Annotated in this window: 13 protein-coding genes and 2 pseudogenes; 5 read left to right on the top strand and 10 right to left on the bottom strand. The window is 70.2% G+C overall.

What is annotated here, in order from left to right:
- Nucleotides 1-8: 8 nt before the first annotated feature.
- Nucleotides 9-287, bottom strand: coding sequence for a hypothetical protein (locus tag VXC91_RS12725; protein ID WP_329507255.1), 279 nt, complete (start codon nucleotides 285-287; stop codon nucleotides 9-11).
- Nucleotides 288-681: 394 nt separating this feature from the next.
- Between VXC91_RS12725 and VXC91_RS12720 the strand changes: the two genes are divergently transcribed.
- Both VXC91_RS12720 and VXC91_RS46975 read left to right on the top strand, forming a co-directional pair.
- On the top strand, nucleotides 682-1,971 hold the full coding sequence (locus VXC91_RS12720; protein ID WP_329507254.1) for an ROK family transcriptional regulator: 1,290 nt from the start codon (nucleotides 682-684) through the stop codon (nucleotides 1,969-1,971).
- Nucleotides 1,972-2,062: 91 nt separating this feature from the next.
- A pseudogene (locus VXC91_RS46975) lies at nucleotides 2,063-2,287 on the top strand (hypothetical protein); the annotation flags it as partial.
- 374 nt (nucleotides 2,288-2,661) lie between these two features.
- Here VXC91_RS46975 and VXC91_RS12715 read toward each other — a convergent pair.
- Both VXC91_RS12715 and VXC91_RS12710 read right to left on the bottom strand, forming a co-directional pair.
- Nucleotides 2,662-3,324 carry an HAD family hydrolase gene (locus VXC91_RS12715; protein ID WP_329507253.1) on the bottom strand — a complete coding sequence of 221 codons (663 nt, stop codon included), beginning with the start codon at nucleotides 3,322-3,324 and terminating at the stop codon, nucleotides 2,662-2,664.
- 37 nt (nucleotides 3,325-3,361) lie between these two features.
- A complete protein-coding gene (locus tag VXC91_RS12710) occupies nucleotides 3,362-4,399 on the bottom strand; it encodes a PHP domain-containing protein (protein ID WP_329507252.1) in 1,038 nt (345 codons plus the stop codon).
- Nucleotides 4,400-4,582: 183 nt separating this feature from the next.
- Here VXC91_RS12710 and VXC91_RS12705 point away from each other — a divergent pair, with 183 nt between their 5' ends.
- On the top strand, nucleotides 4,583-4,819 hold the full coding sequence (locus VXC91_RS12705) for a hypothetical protein (protein ID WP_329507251.1): 237 nt from the start codon (nucleotides 4,583-4,585) through the stop codon (nucleotides 4,817-4,819).
- A 167-nt stretch (nucleotides 4,820-4,986) separates the two neighbouring features.
- On the opposite strand, the gene VXC91_RS12700 is transcribed toward VXC91_RS12705, so the two are convergent.
- Entirely contained in the window at nucleotides 4,987-6,225 is a 1,239-nt protein-coding gene (locus tag VXC91_RS12700; RefSeq protein WP_329507250.1) for an RICIN domain-containing protein, read from the bottom strand.
- Between the two features lie 311 nt (nucleotides 6,226-6,536).
- Nucleotides 6,537-7,217, bottom strand: a complete 681-nt coding sequence (locus tag VXC91_RS12695) for a DUF4230 domain-containing protein (RefSeq protein ID WP_329507249.1) — start codon at nucleotides 7,215-7,217, stop codon at nucleotides 6,537-6,539.
- Between the two features lie 303 nt (nucleotides 7,218-7,520).
- Here VXC91_RS12695 and VXC91_RS12690 point away from each other — a divergent pair, with 303 nt between their 5' ends.
- Nucleotides 7,521-9,545 (top strand): DUF1996 domain-containing protein, encoded by a 2,025-nt coding sequence (locus VXC91_RS12690; RefSeq protein WP_329507248.1) that lies wholly within the window; start codon nucleotides 7,521-7,523, stop codon nucleotides 9,543-9,545.
- Between the two features lie 105 nt (nucleotides 9,546-9,650).
- Here the strand turns inward: VXC91_RS12690 and VXC91_RS12685 are convergent, their stop codons facing one another.
- The 4 genes and pseudogenes from VXC91_RS12685 to VXC91_RS12670 all read right to left on the bottom strand — a co-directional run bounded on the left by VXC91_RS12685 (nucleotide 9,651) and on the right by VXC91_RS12670 (nucleotide 12,547).
- Entirely contained in the window at nucleotides 9,651-10,037 is a 387-nt protein-coding gene (locus VXC91_RS12685) for an anti-sigma factor antagonist (protein ID WP_329507247.1), read from the bottom strand.
- Between the two features lie 209 nt (nucleotides 10,038-10,246).
- Nucleotides 10,247-11,197: an NADP-dependent oxidoreductase gene (locus VXC91_RS12680; protein ID WP_329507246.1), complete on the bottom strand. Its 951-nt coding sequence runs from the start codon at nucleotides 11,195-11,197 to the stop codon at nucleotides 10,247-10,249.
- Between the two features lie 250 nt (nucleotides 11,198-11,447).
- A pseudogene (locus VXC91_RS12675) lies at nucleotides 11,448-11,745 on the bottom strand (nucleotide disphospho-sugar-binding domain-containing protein); the annotation flags it as partial.
- 55 nt (nucleotides 11,746-11,800) lie between these two features.
- Entirely contained in the window at nucleotides 11,801-12,547 is a 747-nt protein-coding gene (locus VXC91_RS12670) for a nucleotidyltransferase domain-containing protein (RefSeq protein WP_329507245.1), read from the bottom strand.
- A gap of 509 nt (nucleotides 12,548-13,056) precedes the next feature.
- Between VXC91_RS12670 and VXC91_RS12665 the strand changes: the two genes are divergently transcribed.
- Nucleotides 13,057-15,396, top strand: a complete 2,340-nt coding sequence (locus VXC91_RS12665) for a SpoIIE family protein phosphatase (RefSeq protein WP_329507244.1) — start codon at nucleotides 13,057-13,059, stop codon at nucleotides 15,394-15,396.
- Nucleotides 15,397-15,459: 63 nt separating this feature from the next.
- Here the strand turns inward: VXC91_RS12665 and VXC91_RS12660 are convergent, their stop codons facing one another.
- Nucleotides 15,460-15,906, bottom strand: coding sequence for a nitroreductase family deazaflavin-dependent oxidoreductase (locus VXC91_RS12660; RefSeq protein ID WP_329507243.1), 447 nt, complete (start codon nucleotides 15,904-15,906; stop codon nucleotides 15,460-15,462).
- Nucleotides 15,907-15,985 lie beyond the last annotated feature (79 nt).

Below are 15,985 nucleotides of genomic sequence, written 5' to 3'. Positions count from 1 at the left end.
AGGGACGGTCAGGCGTCCTCGGCCGGCTGCCTCGCCTTCGCGTTCACCTCCGCCTCGATCTCGCGGCGCGGTCTGCCGTGCTCCTTCGCATGCTCGGTGATCTCGATCTGAAGGTCCCGGTCGAGGTCCCGCCAGGCACGTAGTGCGGTCTCGTACAGGTCGGTCTGCTGCTTGGTCCAGGGGGTGGCAGCGGGCGGACCGTATTTCTCGCGCAGCTCGTCGGCCGTCGCCTGCGCGTCGTTCGCCGCACGCTGCATCTCCACGAGTTCTTCAAGGGTCGACACCACGGCCGGATACTAGGCGCGCACCTGCGAGCCCGAGTCCCTCGACCCGCACGCCGGACGCCGAGATCGACCGGTCGGCCGTAGGCGCGGGCGACACGCCATGGTCGGCCCCGGCCGCATGCACCTGTGAGCGCGGAAAGGGGAGTATGTCACCGTGGGTTCACCAGGCAGAGTCGCTCACGGCGGCGAGGGGGCCCCGCGTGGAGGCGGGGAGCGGGCCCGGGGGTCCCCCTGGCGCGCGACCGGCGAGCGGCAGGCTGACCGGTGACATGTGCACCAACCCGGAGGCTATCGTCCTCATGTCTTAAATTAGGGTCTGATTTAAGACGGTGACGAATGGGCTTCCCGGCCCGGCGCAGGGGTATCGTGCAGGTCGGGACGGGTCGGAGGGAGCCACATGAGCGGGCGGAACGGGCGCACCGTGCGCGATCTGCGCCGGGGCAATCGCGCCGAGGTGCTGCAGCGGCTGTATTTCGACGGCCCCATGAGCCGCTTCGAACTGGGCCCGGCGACCGGACTGAGTTCCGGTTCCATCAGTAACGTGGTCGCCGAGCTGGTCGCCGACGGCCTGGTGGAGGAGGCCGGCAGTGTCGACTCCGACGGCGGCCGCCCGCGCACGCTGCTGAGGGTTGCGCCCACCAGCGGCCACATGATCGGCGTCGACGTCGGCGAGACCCGTGTCCGCGTCGAACTGTTCGACCTGGCCCTCACGGAACTGGCCCGCACCGAACGTCCCCTGGAGCACCAGCGGTACGACGTCGAAGTCGTCGTCGGTCATATCCGAGACGGCATCGCCGAGGTCCTGGCCGCCGCCGACATCGCCCCCGAGCGGCTCCTCGGCGTGGGCATCGGCGTGCCCGGCATCGTGGCCCGCACCCCGGACCTGGGCGCTGTGGTGCACGGCCAGACCATCGGCTGGGACGGCGTCCCGGTCGAGTCCCTGCTCCGGTCCACGTGCCGGCTCCCGGACTCCGTCCCCTTCTTCATCGACAACGGTGCCAAGACCCTGGGCCAGGCCGAGATGTGGTTCGGTGCCGGACGAGGCGCTCACAGCGCCGTCGTGATCCTCTTCGGCTCCGGCGTCGGCGCGTGCCTCGTCACCGAGAAGGTGGGCAGCGGCCGGGCCGTGGAGTGGGGCCATCTGACGGTACGGGTCAGGGGGCGCCGGTGCCGCTGCGGCGCCCTCGGCTGCCTGGAGGCGTACGCGGGCGCGGAGGCGCTCCTCGACCGCTGGCGCGAGCAAGGTGGACGGCCGCCGGAGAACACGGACGAGGAGACCGCGCTGACCGCCATGCTGGCCGCGGCCTTCCCGCCCGAGGGCAGGGACGCCGACCCGGTCGCGCTCGCCGTTCTGGAGGAGACCGCCGAGTACCTGGGCGCGGGGCTGTCCGACCTGATCAACCTCTTCCAGCCCGAGCGGATCCTCATCGGTGGCTGGGCGGGCCTCCAGCTCGGGGCCAGGTTCCTGTCCGCAGTGCGCCGGTACGCGACGTCGTACGCCCTGCGGTATCCGGTCGAGCGGGTCTCCATCGACCTCGGTCGGCTCGGCCCGGACGCCGTGACGGTCGGTGCGGCGATCCTGCCGCTCGCCGACTTCTTCGCGCGCGGCGGCCGGCGCGCGGAGCCCGCGAGTGAGGGGCGGCCGCCGGCATGGCGGACGGCACTGGAGGAGAGGACGCCGCGCTGAGCGGCTGAACCTCGCCGATCTGCTGCACATTTCCGTGGATGCCACGACGCCGCCCGGGAGTTTCGCCGATGCTCCCCGCGGTACTCGCGGCCTCGTCCGACAAGGGGGCCGTGGGGGTTCGCGTACGCGTACTTCCTGGCGGGCGCCGGTACGAAGCAGGTGGTGCGGACCGCGGAACGACCGGCCCGAACTGCCGAGGGGGCGCCACGAGGTGACGGCCCTCGACATCGACGGCGCATACCTGTCGGGCCTCAGGATCCATCTTCTGATCGGCCAGTTGGAGCACTCCACGGGCTTCGACGACGGCCGGCGGCGCGGTGCTCCTGGCACCGAAACCCGATCCGATCTTGTGCGTGGAGTGCTCATGCGGCGCACGCTGCGAATTCGGGAGCGCTCGAACTCAAGCAGGCGCCACCCTTGCGGTGGTCATGAAAAAGCCCCGACCGCGACGGGGGAATCACGGTCGGGGCAGTCGGTGGTGGGCGCGGACGGCGGTCACCCCTCGGCGAAAGGCTCCACAGGGCTTCAGCCGAACGATCGTCCCTGTGGGCGAGAGATGAGGCCCGGGGACACTGTTCTGTCCGCTCCCACGGCTGCGTCAACGAGAAACTACTGGTCGCTGTTCCGGAAAACCGGTTACTTCGCTGTGATGTACCTCACCACCCGGGTGTGCCCGATACAGAGTCGGACCTAGGTGTCGGGCGCCAGCGGACTGTCCGCCAGCATGGCGAGCAGATGTGAGGGATCCCGGTAGATGGCCCGGGCTCCGGCCTCCTGCAGATCCGCCCTCGGAATGCCGCCGGACAGCAGACCGACGCACGTCACCCCCGCTCGCGTCCCCGCCCGCATGTCCCAGACGGTGTCGCCCACGAACACGGCGGCCTCGGGCGGGACGCCGGCCAGTTCCAGGGCGTGCTCGACGGGCTCGGGTGCGGGCATGCCTGACTCCATGTCGTTCGCGCTCGCCGTCGCGGCGATGGCGTCATCCGCGCCGATGGCACGGCGCAGCGCCGACAGTTCCCGCCCGCCGGCCGACGTGGCGAGCACGACGTTCCAGCCGTCGTGGTCGAGCCTGCGCAGCAGCCGCCCGGCGTCCTTGAGGGGCGGCAGACGGTCGAAGAACGTTCCGTACAGGGCCGTGTGCGCGGCGACGAGCAGGGCGACCTCGTCCCGGTCCCGGCCGCCCAGCAGGTGGGCGATCAGATCCTCCGAGCCGAGGCCCACCGATCGGTGGATGGCGTGCATCGACACCTGGTGGCCCGCCTGCCGGAACGCCTCCCACCACGTCGTGACGTGCAGATGGTTGGTGTCGACGAGGGTGCCGTCGACGTCGAACACGGCCGCCCGTCCCATGTCCAGTCCTCCCTCGTGTACGGGGCCGGGTACCACGTCAGGTGCCCACCACACGCGTGGGTGGCGTCCGCTCGCGCGTCCAGGCCAGCAGCTCGTCGGCGGTCCAGGCCGTGATCACACGCTCGGGAGGCACCCCGCACTCCTCGGCCCGGGCGCAGCCGTGGACCTGCCAGTCCAGCTGGCCCGGTGCGTGCGCGTCGGTGTCGATGGCGAACAGCACCCCGGCTCCGACCGCCTGTCGCAGCAGCCGCCGCGGCGGGTCCAGCCGCTCCGGCCGGCTATTGATCTCCACCGCCGTACCGGATTCGGCGCATGCGGTGAACACCGCCTCCGCGTCGAATTCGGACTCGGGGCGACCGCGCCCGGTGACCAGCCGTCCCGTGCAGTGGCCGAGCACATCGGCGAGCGGGTTGCGCGCAGCGGCGATCATCCGGCGGGTCATCGACCGCGCGTCCATGCGGAGCTTGGAGTGGACCGAGACCACCACGACGTCGAGCCGGTCCAGGAGATCCGGCTTCTGGTCCAGCGAGCCGTCGTCGAGGATGTCGCACTCGATGCCTGTGAGCAGCCGGAACGGCGCCCATCGCGCATTGAGCGCGGCGACCACCTCCAGCTGCTCCCGCAGCCGCTCGGCGGACAGGCCACGGGCCACGGTGAGCCGGGGCGAGTGATCCGTGAGCACGGCCCACTCGTGCCCGAGCCGCGCGGCCGTCCGGCCCATCACCTCGATCGGGCTGCCGCCGTCGGACCAGTCGGAGTGCAGATGGCAATCGCCGCGCAGCAATGCCCGCAAGCGCTCGCCGCCGTGGGTCAGGGGCGCTCCGGTCTCCAGCTCCAGCTTCTCCAGGTACCCGGGGGTCTGCCCCGCCAGCGCCTCCCGCACCACCTGGGCCGTCTTCGGACCGATGCCCTTGAGGGATTCCAGCGTCCCGGCGGCGGCGCGCTCGGCGATCTCGTGCCGGGGCAGCGCGGACAGCACGGCGGCAGCGGTGCGGAAGGCCCGTACGCGATAGGTCGGGGCCCCGGCCCGCTCCAGCAGAAACGCGATCCGGTCCAGGGCTTCGACGGAATCCATCGGCACCTCCTCACCCCAGCCTTGCCCAGGGGCGTCCGGCCCGCACGGCGGGGCGGGGAGGGGACGACGTCACCCGGGCGGGCCGAGGGACCGGGGGCCGGGCGGCCTGGGCGGGGCCGACCCGACGGCCGCAGACCCACCCCTCAGCGGCTGAGGAGCCGCGATGCGTTCTACCCTCTATTCATGACCGAAATAGCAAGCCCGCACATCTCCCATCCACGTGTCACGGTGCTCGGGGTCCAGCCCGGCACGCCCCCGTTCCGGATCGTGGAAGTCGACGGTGAGGTGGTCGGTCGGGCGAGATCGCTCGTCGACGTGCTGGACGTCGCCTCGGAGGCCGGAGTGCCGGTCCACGACCTCGACGACCCGGAAGTGATCCGCTGGGTGGGCGGCGACAAGCTGACCTGGTACGTGCACTAGGCGCTGGTCCGGTGCGTCGTGCACCGGTCGGCGCGGTGCGCCGCGGGGCCGGAACGACACCGGCGACGCACGCGTGAGGCCCACCCACGGCGGGCCGCCGCGACGACTCCGTCCGCCCGCGGCGCGCACGGGCGGACGGGCCTTTCATCGTGATCGACCGGTGATGATCAGCCGACCGTCCACTTCTGGTTGGCACCACCGGAGCAGGACCAGATCTGCAGCCGGGCGCCGTTGGCGGAGTTGTAGTCGGTCACGTCAAGGCACTTGTTCGCCTGGGGGTTGACGATGTCGTGGGCCCCGGTGACCGTCCACTTCTGGTTGGGCCCTCCCGTGCAGTCCCACAACTGGACCTTGGAGCCGTTCGCCGTGCCGTTGCCGACGACGTCCAGGCACTTGCCGAGTGCGCGCAGCGTGCCGTCCGAACCCACCGTCCACTTCTGAGCGGCGGTTCCGTTGCAGTCGTAGAGCTGGACGGGGGTGCCGTTCGCCGGGTTCGCCCCCGCCACGTCCACGCACTTGCCCGCGAGCCCGGTGATCGGCACCCCGGTACCGCCTGAGTTGTTGCTTGTCGTCACCGTCACGGAGTCGACGACGAGTTGCTGCGGGAACACGGTGGAACCGTCGGGATCGCCGGGCCAGTAGCCGCCGACGGCGAGGTTGAGGATCAGGAAGAACGGCTTGTTGAACGCCCAGGATCTCCCGCCCAGATCCGCCGGGGTGCGCCGCTGGTAGACCGTGCCGTCCACGGACCACGTGATCGAGTCGGGTGCCCAGTCCACGGCGAAGGTGTGGAAGGCGTCGGCGAAGGCCTGGCCGTTCGGCAGCGAGTACGCGGCGCCTATGCCGCCCGAGCCCGAGTACCCGGGCCCGTGGATGGTGCCGTGGACGGTCGAGGGCTCGTAGCCGACATTCTCCATCACGTCTATCTCACCGCTGTTGGGCCAGCCGACCTGTCCGATGTCGTTGCCCAGCATCCAGAACGCGGGCCACATGCCTTGCCCGCGCGGGATCTTCATACGGGCCTCGACATGGCCGTACTGCGCCGTGAACTTTCCCGAGGTGTTGAGCCGGGCCGAGGTGTACTGGCAGCTGCCGTACCAGCACTGGTAGCCCGCCGGATTCTCGCGGCGGGCCGTGATCACCAGATGGCCCTGCCCGTCCAGCGCGGCGTTCTTGTTGCCCGATGTGTAGTACTGCCGCTCATGGTTGTTGACGTTGTCGCCGGTCTCGATCTGCCACTTGGAGGAGTTGACGGCCGATCCGGCGGCGCCGTCGAAGGTATCGGAGAAGACGGTCGCTTCCGCTGCCTCCGGTGCCGCGTGGGCCGGGCCGGTGAAGGCCGACGCGGCGAGCACCGCGGAGAGCGCGGCAAGCAGACATCTGCGGAGCAGACGCGGGGAGTCCATGACGCTCCCTTCCACGGCCACCCGTGCACGGGTGGGCCGACTGAGGTGGGGGTGCCGGCGCGGGCGGGACCGACGGCCGTGCCGGTCGGGTTCCGTGGGGCGTTGGTTCGCCTCTTGATTCAAGAGGTGAAATAAGGGAACGTCAAGAACCAGGTATGGACCAATACTTGTGCTTGCCGAAGGGGCGCACGGACCGCCGCCTCAGGACCGGGCGCGCTCGCGAGCGTGCACGGCGCGCCCGAGTCGCCTTCCGAGGAGCAGACATCCCGTCCAGCCGGGGCTCTTGGACGGCTGAGAACCCGGGGCAGCGCTCAGGTGCCGTAAGACACCGTCACCTCCTTGAAGCCGAGGGACTTCAGCAGTCCGCCGAGCATGCTGGTGGTGTTCGTCTCGGCGCGATCGGTCAGTCCGCTCTCCTCGGCGGCCTCGCCGATGTGCTGAACCGCCAGTTTCTGCACGGCGCGTTCGCTGTTGGGGTTGTCCGAGAAGAGGTCGCCGAGGCGGTCCAGCACACCTCGCTGTTTGGAGACGGCGTAGGAGCGGTCGGGGTCGAGGGCGGGCTTGCCCAGCGCCGCGTGGGGGAGCCGCAGTGTGGCGGACGTCCGGTCGCCGTTGACCGACACGTCCTGCTTGCCGACCTTGCCGAGGTCGACGAATGCGTCGACGGTGCCCGCGCCCACGTACAGGGTGCGGGTACCGCGGATCGCCGACGGCAGGAACCTGGAGTCCTTTTCCAGGTCGACGACCACCTGGAAGTTGCCGGACGCGGCGTGGTAGCGGCTCATGTCCTGGATGGACCTCAGCAGCGCGGGCCCCGAACGGTCGTGCGTGTCCGTGCCGAACAGGTCGCGCAGCCCGGGCAGCACGCTCAGCCGCAGCCCGGCGAACAGCACCGCGAGCACCGCGACGATGGCGATGACCGCCTTGGCCCACCCGGGCATCGGTCGTTTCACGGACGTCGATTCGGGCGCCTGCTTCGTGGACGTCGTCATGTCGACAGTCCTCCTTTCTGTACTTCGAGTGCCCGCCATGTCCCTTGGCGGAACCCGGTGTTGGCAGGTCGAGGACGCCGATGGCACAGAAGCGGCTGACGCGGGCGCCCGTGGCGCGGTGATGAGGACCGGTCGTGCGAGGAGCGAATCGTGCGTGACATCGCCGTCTTCAGCGCCAGCGCCACGCATCACCTCTGAGCCGGCTGTGAATTGACGATGTGTCTGAACACTGCCGGACCCGTCTGCGTACAGGGGAGGGGGATGTTTCATGCCAGGACCGCCATGACGTGTAGGAGTACTCCCGTGGGACGCAACTCGCGCAGACGCCCGACAGGCGCACGGCGCGCGACCTTTGCAGCGGTCGCGCTGATCTTGGGCGGAGGGGGACTGGTAGCGGCGAACGTCTACGCCTCGGCGAGCGAGACCTGGGGCGGGGGAGCGAGCCAGAGCGGCACCGACCAGGTGAAGTCGGCTACCGTCACCATCGACTGCCCGGACGTCGGCCAGAAGTTGACCGATGTGCCGAACGCCGCGAAGCAGAACGTCGACACGGAGCTGTCGACCCTCGACCAGCAGATCACCGAGGCCTACGACCGGCTGGCCTCGACGCGTCAGGCGCAGAGCGATGACGCGAACTACGTGCAGAACGAGATCCTCGGCCCGCTCAAGGACAACCGCACCGCGGTGATCGACCGGATCAAGGCCGATTACCAGAGGGCCGGCGCCACCGCTCCGAGCGCCATCGACGGCATGGCAGCCTGCACGGGAATGGCGGCCGACCAGGGCCGGCCCCCCGCCGGGGGCCAGAACGACGCAGGCGGCCCGCAGCCGAACGACAACGGGGGCCCGAACGCCGGACAGCAGGGCGATGGCGGCCAGGCCGTGAGCGGCCCCGTCGCCTCGGATTTCGTGGACATCACGACCGTGCAGCCGAACGTCGGCAAGCCCGCACCGCAGGCCGGGGCGTCTACCGGTGAGTTCGTCACCAAGTGCGGTGTGAACGCGAACGGCAAGCACAACACCGACAACGTGATCGTGGCGCCCGGTGTGAAGAACGGCGCGCACCACTTGCACGACTATGTCGGCAACCAGTCCAACGACGCCTTCGCCACGAACGACACCTTCGCGGCGGCCGAGACGAGCTGCGAGAACCAGGGCGACAAGTCGTCGTACTACTGGCCCGTGGTGCGTGTGCAGGACGGCACGCAGGACTTCGACCAGGATGCCGACGGCGGCGGCAAGGAAGGCAACGTCGGCCGGATCCTGGTGGCCAAGCAGGCCGACATCAAGTTCGTCGGCAGTCCGACCGGCGAGGTCGTCGCGATGCCGCGGTTCCTGCGGATCATCACCGGTGACGCCAAGGCCTTCACCAACGGCCCGGCGAACGCCAACGCGCACTGGAGCTGCACCGGCTTCGAGGACAAGGTGCAGCTGACGGACAAGTACCCGATCTGCCCGCAGGGCAGCCAGGTGGTGCGGTCGTTCGCCTTCCAGAGCTGCTGGGACGGCCAGAACATCGACAGCGCCAACCACCGCACGCATGTGGCCTTCGCCGACGCGAACGGCGACTGCCAGTCAGGCTTCAAGGCGATCCCGCAGCTGACGATGCGCCTGGTGTACGACGTCCCGCGGCCGACCATCGACAACGGCCAGGTCAAGAACGGCTACGCGGTCGACGGCTTCCCCGAGCAGCTGCACAAGCCGATCACCGACCACGACGACTTCATCAACGTCATGACCGACGAGCTGATGGACCAGGTGGTCGACTGCATCAACGAGGGCCGTCAGTGCGGCGGCGACGTCGACGACCAGCCGCCGGCCACGCCGACCGCGTCTGCCGAACCCTCGTTCGGCGGTGACGGCGGGAACGCCCTCGGCAACGGCGGCGGCAACCAGGCGCAGCAGCCATCGGAAGGGGTGCCGGGCACCGCACCGGCAGGTACCCCGGGTGCCGAGGGGGCGGGCCGAGGCGCGCAAGTCGACCACGGCGGCGCCACTCCCAAGGTCTACTCGACCCCCAAGTCGGCCCGGAACGACGAGTCCGCCGCGCCGCAGAGCGCCTCGGAGGGCGACGGCACCGGCCAGGCGCCGGGGTCCGGGCAGGCCCCGTCCACGGGTGACGACACCGTCTCCGCCGCAGCACCCGCCGCCTCACAGGCGGTCGGCGGCGGGGACACGTCGTCCGTTCCTCCGGTACAGACCGAGTCGCAGGCGGTCACGGGTGGACTGGCCGAGACCGGTGTGCAGCTGTGGCCGGCCGCGATCGGAGCGGTTCTCGTGATCATGGGCTTGCTGCTCCTGCGCCGCATCGGACGCCGCTCCGTCTGACGCCCTCCTCGCAGGGCACGAGCGAAGGCGACGGACCTGCCGACAGGTCCGTCGCCTTCGTGTGTGCGGGGCCTCTCACGGTCCGGGCGCACGTCATCCGGTCGATCAGCCGGTCTCCACCGAACCCGCGGCCTCCGGCCGGCCGAGGGCCTCCGCCACCGACGTCGACGGCGGCAGCACCTGGGCCAGTCCGGTGATCCGCAGGATGCGCAGCGTCAGCGCATGGGTGCAGACCAGGTGCAGGGTGCCGCCCTGCGCGAGCACACGGCGCCTGGCGCGGTACAGCAGGCGCAATCCCGAGCAGTCGAAGAACTCCACCGGGCGCAGGTCGATGACGACGCGTGGTGCGGGACGGCCGGTCGCGGAGTCGAGGAAGGGCGTGATCTCGGATGCGGCGACGACATCGATCTCGCCGTGGAACTCGAGCACCAGGTGACCGCCGTCCCGATGGATGCGCAGATGCCGGGTGAGCGGTGCAGGGTCGTGATGCACGTCGACATCGCCTCCATCCGACTCCTCGCCCCCTCCTGCAAGTTACCCTCGCTAGAGTGAATTTGAGCATGTTCGATTGACATATGTCTTCGAAATGCGGGCGAGTCGTCCGGTGAGGCGCGTCGCAGAATCACGACGCACGAGCCCTCTGGGTGCCGCCGACGCGGCCGACCCCGGCGAAGCGCTCGCCGTTCACCGCACCGGGGTCGTCAGTCCATCACCAGCACGAGTTTGCCCGTCGTCCGGCCGGTGTCGCCCGCCTCGTGCGCCTTGGCGGCATCGGCCAGTGGGAACGTCCCCGCGATCGTGGCACGCAGCTTGCCCGCCTCGACGAGTTCCGCGATCGTCCTCATTCCGTGGCGGTCGGCGTCGACGAGCATCTCGGTGGCGCGCACCCCGAGTTGCTCCGCCTGCCCGGGCAATTCCTTCGAACCCCGCGGCAGGATCGTGACCAGGATCCCGCCCGCGCGCAGAGTCCGCAGCGAACGCTGGACATAGGCGCCGCCGATCGTGTCCAGGACCACGTCGACGTCGCGAACCGCTTCGGCGAAGTCGGTCTCCCGGTAGTCGATCAGTTCGTCCGCGCCCAGTCCGCGCACGAAGTCGTGCTTGCCCGCGCTCGCCGTCCCGATCACCCGGGCGCCGCGGGCCTTGGCGATCTGCACGGCCACATGCCCGACCCCGCCGGCGGATGCATGGATCAGCACCTTCTGTCCGCGCTGCAGACCCGCCGTCTCGACCAGGGCCTGCCAGGCGGTCAGCGAGACCAGGGGCAGAGCGCCCGCCTGTGTGTGATCGATCGTCGCCGGCTTGTGTGCGAAGGCACGGGCCGGGGCGGTGACGTACTCGGCGTGCGCACCGTGACCGAACGGGTAGGGCAGCATGCCGAAGACCTCGTCGCCGGGCTTGAAGGTGGCGACGCCGATTCCGGTGTCCTCGACCACGCCCGAGACGTCCCAGCCGAGGACGAACGGAGGTTTGCCGAGGAATCCACCGGTGGCGCGGTGTTTCCAGTCAGTGGGGTTGACTCCGGCGGCGTGCACCCGGACCAGCACCTCGTTCGCACGGGGTGCGGGGCGCTCCATTTCTACGACCTTCAAGACCTCGGGGCCGCCGAGGATGTCCTGACTGACGGCACGCATCGTGTTCACAGTCCTCATGGTGTCCCAGCCTGCCCGGGCCCGCCCCTTGGAGAAATGGCACGATTGCCACGCATCGATACGATCGTGCCATGCAGCGGACGGATCGGGTCCTGGTCCTGGCGCTCGACCGCGTGTACCCCTTCGAACTCGCCATCCCCAGCCGGATGCGTCTGGACACGACACCGTGGGGGCACGAGCACCCCCCGCGGCGATGCGCAGCGTCCCGAGCCGGGCCGGCAGGAAGACGGCGCTTGGTCGGGTGCCTTTCTCAGCCGACCTTGTCGAGCAGCAGCTTCGCGGCCACCGCCGCGCCGTCGGTGCGGATCGTGCCGGCCACAGCGGCTGCCCGGGCTCGGGTCTCGGGAGCCAGGGCGACACCGAGCGCGGCCGACAGGGACTCGAAGGTCGGGTTCGGGCCGTCATGTGCCGCGCCGATGCCGAGGTCGGCCACGCGGCCGGCCCAGTACGGCTGGTCCGCCAGCTGGGGGTACGACCACCTGGGGCGCACCGGCCCGGCCAGCCGTGGTCGTGGTGCCCGCGCCTCCGTGGTGGACGACGGCGGCGACACTCGGTGATCTCGTCGGCGAGCCACCGTCGCTGCCGTTCCGTGAGCATCTTTTGTCAACGCCCGATGCCTGCGGCGACGGATTCGATGACGCCCCGCCATGTCCGGCAATAGCCCTCGCGAAGCGGTCCACCGACTAGGTCGAGGATCCGGACGGCTGCATCGATCAACAGCACCGGGTCACCCGTCTCGCACAGATGTCGGTGCCCTTGGAGAAGGGCTCCGCCGCGCTCTCCATCAGCCTCCAGCAGCCGCCGGGGCAGCCACTTCCCGCCGCCCGCCCAAGCGCGGTGGTGGTCGAAGAGCAGGTCAGCGGCAACGTTGAGGACGACCCCTGCCACCGCCAGGCGTTCGAAGGGATCATCCGCATCCGCCAGATCATCCAGAGCGTCCGTCAGTCCATACCTCTTGGTCTCGACCGTCTCCGGCTTCAGCGCCGGCGGACCATTGCGGAGGTCGGACTCGGCCCGGGCCCGGGCACGTCCGGCTTCACCGCCGGTGTCGACCAGGACGAGGCCAGTGGCATACATGCTCTGCAGCACCCCACGACGCGCGGCGACATCTGCGGAAAAGAGCTCCACGAGACCGGCACGGGTGTGGATGAAGAGCTCCACGAGGCGTCCCTCGAACCGGAGCGTCTCCCGGCGGGTCTCGCCGCCGTCCCCGATCAGCACCACGATGTCCAGGTCACTGCTGGCGGTCGCCCGTCCCGTGGCGGTGGATCCAGCCAGGACCACGGCGAGCGCATCGGGAAATCGGCCCTGCACAAGACGCCGAGCCAGGTCAATCGGTTCCGGATGCATGTCCCTCAGCGTTTCACGAACCCTTTAGCAGCGACAGATTTTCCCGCACCTCAGGCCCGGATCACTACAGTCCGTGACAGACCTCACCGCGCGCAAAAGGGATCGCGCAGAAGGGATACAGACCAGCTGAACAACGATGCCTACCAGTCTCAGACCCCTTCTCGTGTACGTCGCCTACCGCCTCGCCCGCGACGCCCACGACCAGCTGGTCGGGCAGGCTGCCGGGGCCCACTGAGGGAGGTCACGCCCGCACTCGGCCGGCGCCACCGCCACAGCACCGAGAAGGCCCGCCGGGTTCTCGGCCGGCAACCCCGCCCCGCTGGGCAGACGGTGCTACTGCGCGGAGAGCCTGATCGAACCCGGCGCCGTCCAGGAGCCGTCGAAGCACCGCGACGGAGCACCCCGGCGGCTGCGGCGGCGTGGGAAGGGGGGCCAAGGGCCGGTGCCGGTGAGAGAGTGGCCGATACGCCAGGTTGAGCTGACGCATCCGAGGGATCATTCTGGACGATATGGAGGAAGTCGCCGCTGCGGCGATCGTCGACGCCCGGGGCACGGTGACGGGATGGAGCGAGGGTGCCCGGCGGCTGACGGGATACCCGGCCGAGGAGGTTGTGGGACGCGCGGCGCAGGACCTCCTGGCAGAGGGCACGGTACCTCCGGCGCTGACCGCTCTGACCGGCACGGTCGTGGTGCGGCATCGGAACGGGCGGCCCATGCCACTGCGCCTGAGCGCGGTCCCCATGACCGGCCCGGACGGCTCCTCGCTGGGTTTCGTGGTCGTCACCGCGCCCGAGTCGGAGGACGCCCTCTTGGTGGCCCAGGCCTTCCAGCAGGCGCCGGTGGCGATGTCCGTGTTCGACACGGGGCAGCGCTACCTCCGGGCGAACGACAGGGCCGCGGCGATCATGCACGTCGACCCGGCCGGCCTCGCCGGACGCTACTTCCCGGACACCGCGGACCGGCGCGACGAGCACGACCAGCTGTTCCACCGCCATCTGCGCCGGGTCGCGGAGAGCGGACTCCCGGTGCACTACGAGAGTTTCAGTCACGTCCCCTCGCACCGCCGGGAGCGGGCCTGGACCATCGACATGTGGCCGGTGTACACCGACGCCGACCAGGTCACCGCCGTCGCCACCTCGGTCTTCGACAACAGCGAACAGCACTGGGCGCGTCAGCGCCTGGTGCTGCTGAACGAGGCCGCGACCGCGATCGGCACCACGCTGGACGTGCTGCGGACCGCCGAGGAGCTGCTGGAGGTGGTCATCCCCCGGTTCGCCGACTTCGCCAGCGTGGACCTGCTCGACTGGGTCCTCGACAAGGACGAACCCCCGAAGGCGTCGGGCGACGACGTCGTCCTGCGCCGGATCGCCCACCTCTCGGTTACCGAGGGTGTTCCGGAGGCGGCCGTCAGGCTGGGAGACAGGGACACCTACCAGCCCCTCTCCCCGCCCGTCCGGGCGCTGCGGGAAGGACGGCCCGTGCTGCGCAGGGCCGGTGAACGCGACTTCGACCGCTGGGTGCAGCAGCGCAACGCCCAGGACATCGGCGACCCCGCCTATCGCAGGGGTGCCCACTCGATGGTGACCGTGCCGCTGCGGGCCCGCGGCACCACCCTGGGTGTGGTGGTGTTCGTGCGCGTCGCCAACCCGGACCCGTACGCGGCCGACGACGCCGTTCTCGCCGAGGAGCTGGCGAGCCGGGCCGCCGTCTGCTTCGACAACGCCCGCCGCTTCGCCCGTGAACGGTCGACGGCGCTGGCCCTGCAGCACAGCCTGCTGCCGCGCGGGCTGGCCGAGCAGGCCGCACTCGACATCGCCCACCGCTACCTTCCGTCCGGGTCGCAGGCCGGGATCGGGGGCGACTGGTTCGACGTGATCCCGCTGTCCGGGGGACGGGTCGCCCTGGTCGTCGGCGACGTGGTCGGGCACGGCATCCGCTCGTCCGCCACAATGGGCCGGCTGCGCACGGCCGTACGGACCCTCGCCGACGTCGACCTGCCGCCGGACGAACTCCTCACTCATCTCGACGACCTCGTCACGCACCTGGCGGCGGACGAGAGCGGCGAGGAGGAGGTCGGCGAGCTCGGCGCCACCTGTCTGTACGCGGTCTACGACCCCGTCTCGCGGCGCCTGGCGCTGGCCGCCGCGGGACATCCGGCGCCGGTCGTCCTGCAGCCCGACGGCGGTGCCCGGCTCGTTGCCATGTCCGCCGGACCACCGCTCGGCGTCGGCGGTCTTCCGTTCGAGGAGACGGAACTGGACCTGCCGGAGGGCTCGCTGATCGCCCTGTACACGAACGGGCTGATCGAGGGCCGCGACCGTGACCTCGACCGGGGTGTCATGGAGCTGTGCCGCGCGCTGGAGACCTCGCGCGGCTCCCTCGACGACCTGTGCGACAAGGTCGTGAAGTCGGTGCTGCCCGACGAGCGCGGCGACGACGTCGCCCTGCTGCTGGCCCGCAGCCGGGCCCTGGGCGCGGACCAGGTGGCGACCTGGGACGTGTCTTTGGACCCGTCCCAGGTCGCCATCACGCGCCAGTACGCCGTCGAGCAGTTGGCTGACTGGGGCCTGGGCGAGATCGCCTATGTCACCGAGTTGGTCGTCAGCGAACTGGTGACCAACGCGATCCGCTACGGCGGGCCACCCATCCAGCTGCGGCTGATCCGCGACCGCTCGCTGATCTGCGAAGTGTCCGACGGCAGTTCCACCTCACCGCATCTGCGCCGCGCGCACGCCTTCGACGAGGGTGGCCGCGGTCTGCTGCTGGTCGCTCAGCTCACCCAGCGCTGGGGGAGCCGGCAGACCAACGAGGGGAAGACGATCTGGGCCGAACAGCCGTTGCCCGCCTGACCTCTTCCGAATGTGCGAGCGGGCCGCACGACGGCAGCCGTGCGGCCCGCGGATCGGACTCGCTCACGTCCCGGTCGGCTCCAGTACGAAGACGGGGATCTCGCGATCGGTCTTGTTCTGGTACTCGGCGTACGGCGGAAACGCCGCGACCGCCCGCTCCCACCACGTCGCCTTCTCCTCGCCCGTGATCTCACGGGCCGTCATCTCCCGGCGCTCGGCCCCGTCCTGGAGCATCACGGCGGGGTGCTGCGTGACGTTGTAGTACCAGACGGGGTGTTTGGGCGCGCCCCCCAGCGAGGCGACCACGGCGTACCGGCCGTCGTGCTCGACGCGCATGAGCGGAGTCTTGCGGATCTTGCCGCTCTTGTTGCCCAGGGTCGTGAGGATGATCACCGGCATCCCCGTGTCGAGGAGTGTCGTGCCCTGGGTGCCGCCGGAACTCTCGTACAACTCGACCTGCTCGCGCACCCACTGCGTCGGGCTGGGCTCGTACTCGCCCTCAAGAGGCATGGCATCCGTCCCATCGTCATGTACGACTGCTGTCACGTCCGTGGCGCCGGGGTTCCGTGTCCGGGACCACACGTCTCGG

The organism is Streptomyces chiangmaiensis (genome assembly GCF_036281785.1).
GTDB classification, from domain to species: Bacteria; Actinomycetota; Actinomycetes; order Streptomycetales; family Streptomycetaceae; genus Streptomyces; species Streptomyces chiangmaiensis.
Note: the sequence above shows the minus strand (reverse complement) of the source record. Positions and strands in the feature narration are given on the sequence as shown.

Coding starts and splice junctions, on each gene's coding strand:
- VXC91_RS12720 (WP_329507254.1), top strand. CDS start 682: ATGAGCGGGCGGAACGGGCGCACCGTGCGCGATCTGCGCCGGGGCAAT.
- VXC91_RS12715 (WP_329507253.1), bottom strand. CDS start 3,324: ATGGGACGGGCGGCCGTGTTCGACGTCGACGGCACCCTCGTCGACACC.
- VXC91_RS12710 (WP_329507252.1), bottom strand. CDS start 4,399: ATGGATTCCGTCGAAGCCCTGGACCGGATCGCGTTTCTGCTGGAGCGG.
- VXC91_RS12705 (WP_329507251.1), top strand. CDS start 4,583: ATGACCGAAATAGCAAGCCCGCACATCTCCCATCCACGTGTCACGGTG.
- VXC91_RS12700 (WP_329507250.1), bottom strand. CDS start 6,225: ATGGACTCCCCGCGTCTGCTCCGCAGATGTCTGCTTGCCGCGCTCTCC.
- VXC91_RS12695 (WP_329507249.1), bottom strand. CDS start 7,217: ATGACGACGTCCACGAAGCAGGCGCCCGAATCGACGTCCGTGAAACGA.
- VXC91_RS12680 (WP_329507246.1), bottom strand. CDS start 11,197: ATGAGGACTGTGAACACGATGCGTGCCGTCAGTCAGGACATCCTCGGC.
- VXC91_RS12670 (WP_329507245.1), bottom strand. CDS start 12,547: ATGCATCCGGAACCGATTGACCTGGCTCGGCGTCTTGTGCAGGGCCGA.
- VXC91_RS12665 (WP_329507244.1), top strand. CDS start 13,057: ATGGAGGAAGTCGCCGCTGCGGCGATCGTCGACGCCCGGGGCACGGTG.
- VXC91_RS12660 (WP_329507243.1), bottom strand. CDS start 15,906: ATGCCTCTTGAGGGCGAGTACGAGCCCAGCCCGACGCAGTGGGTGCGC.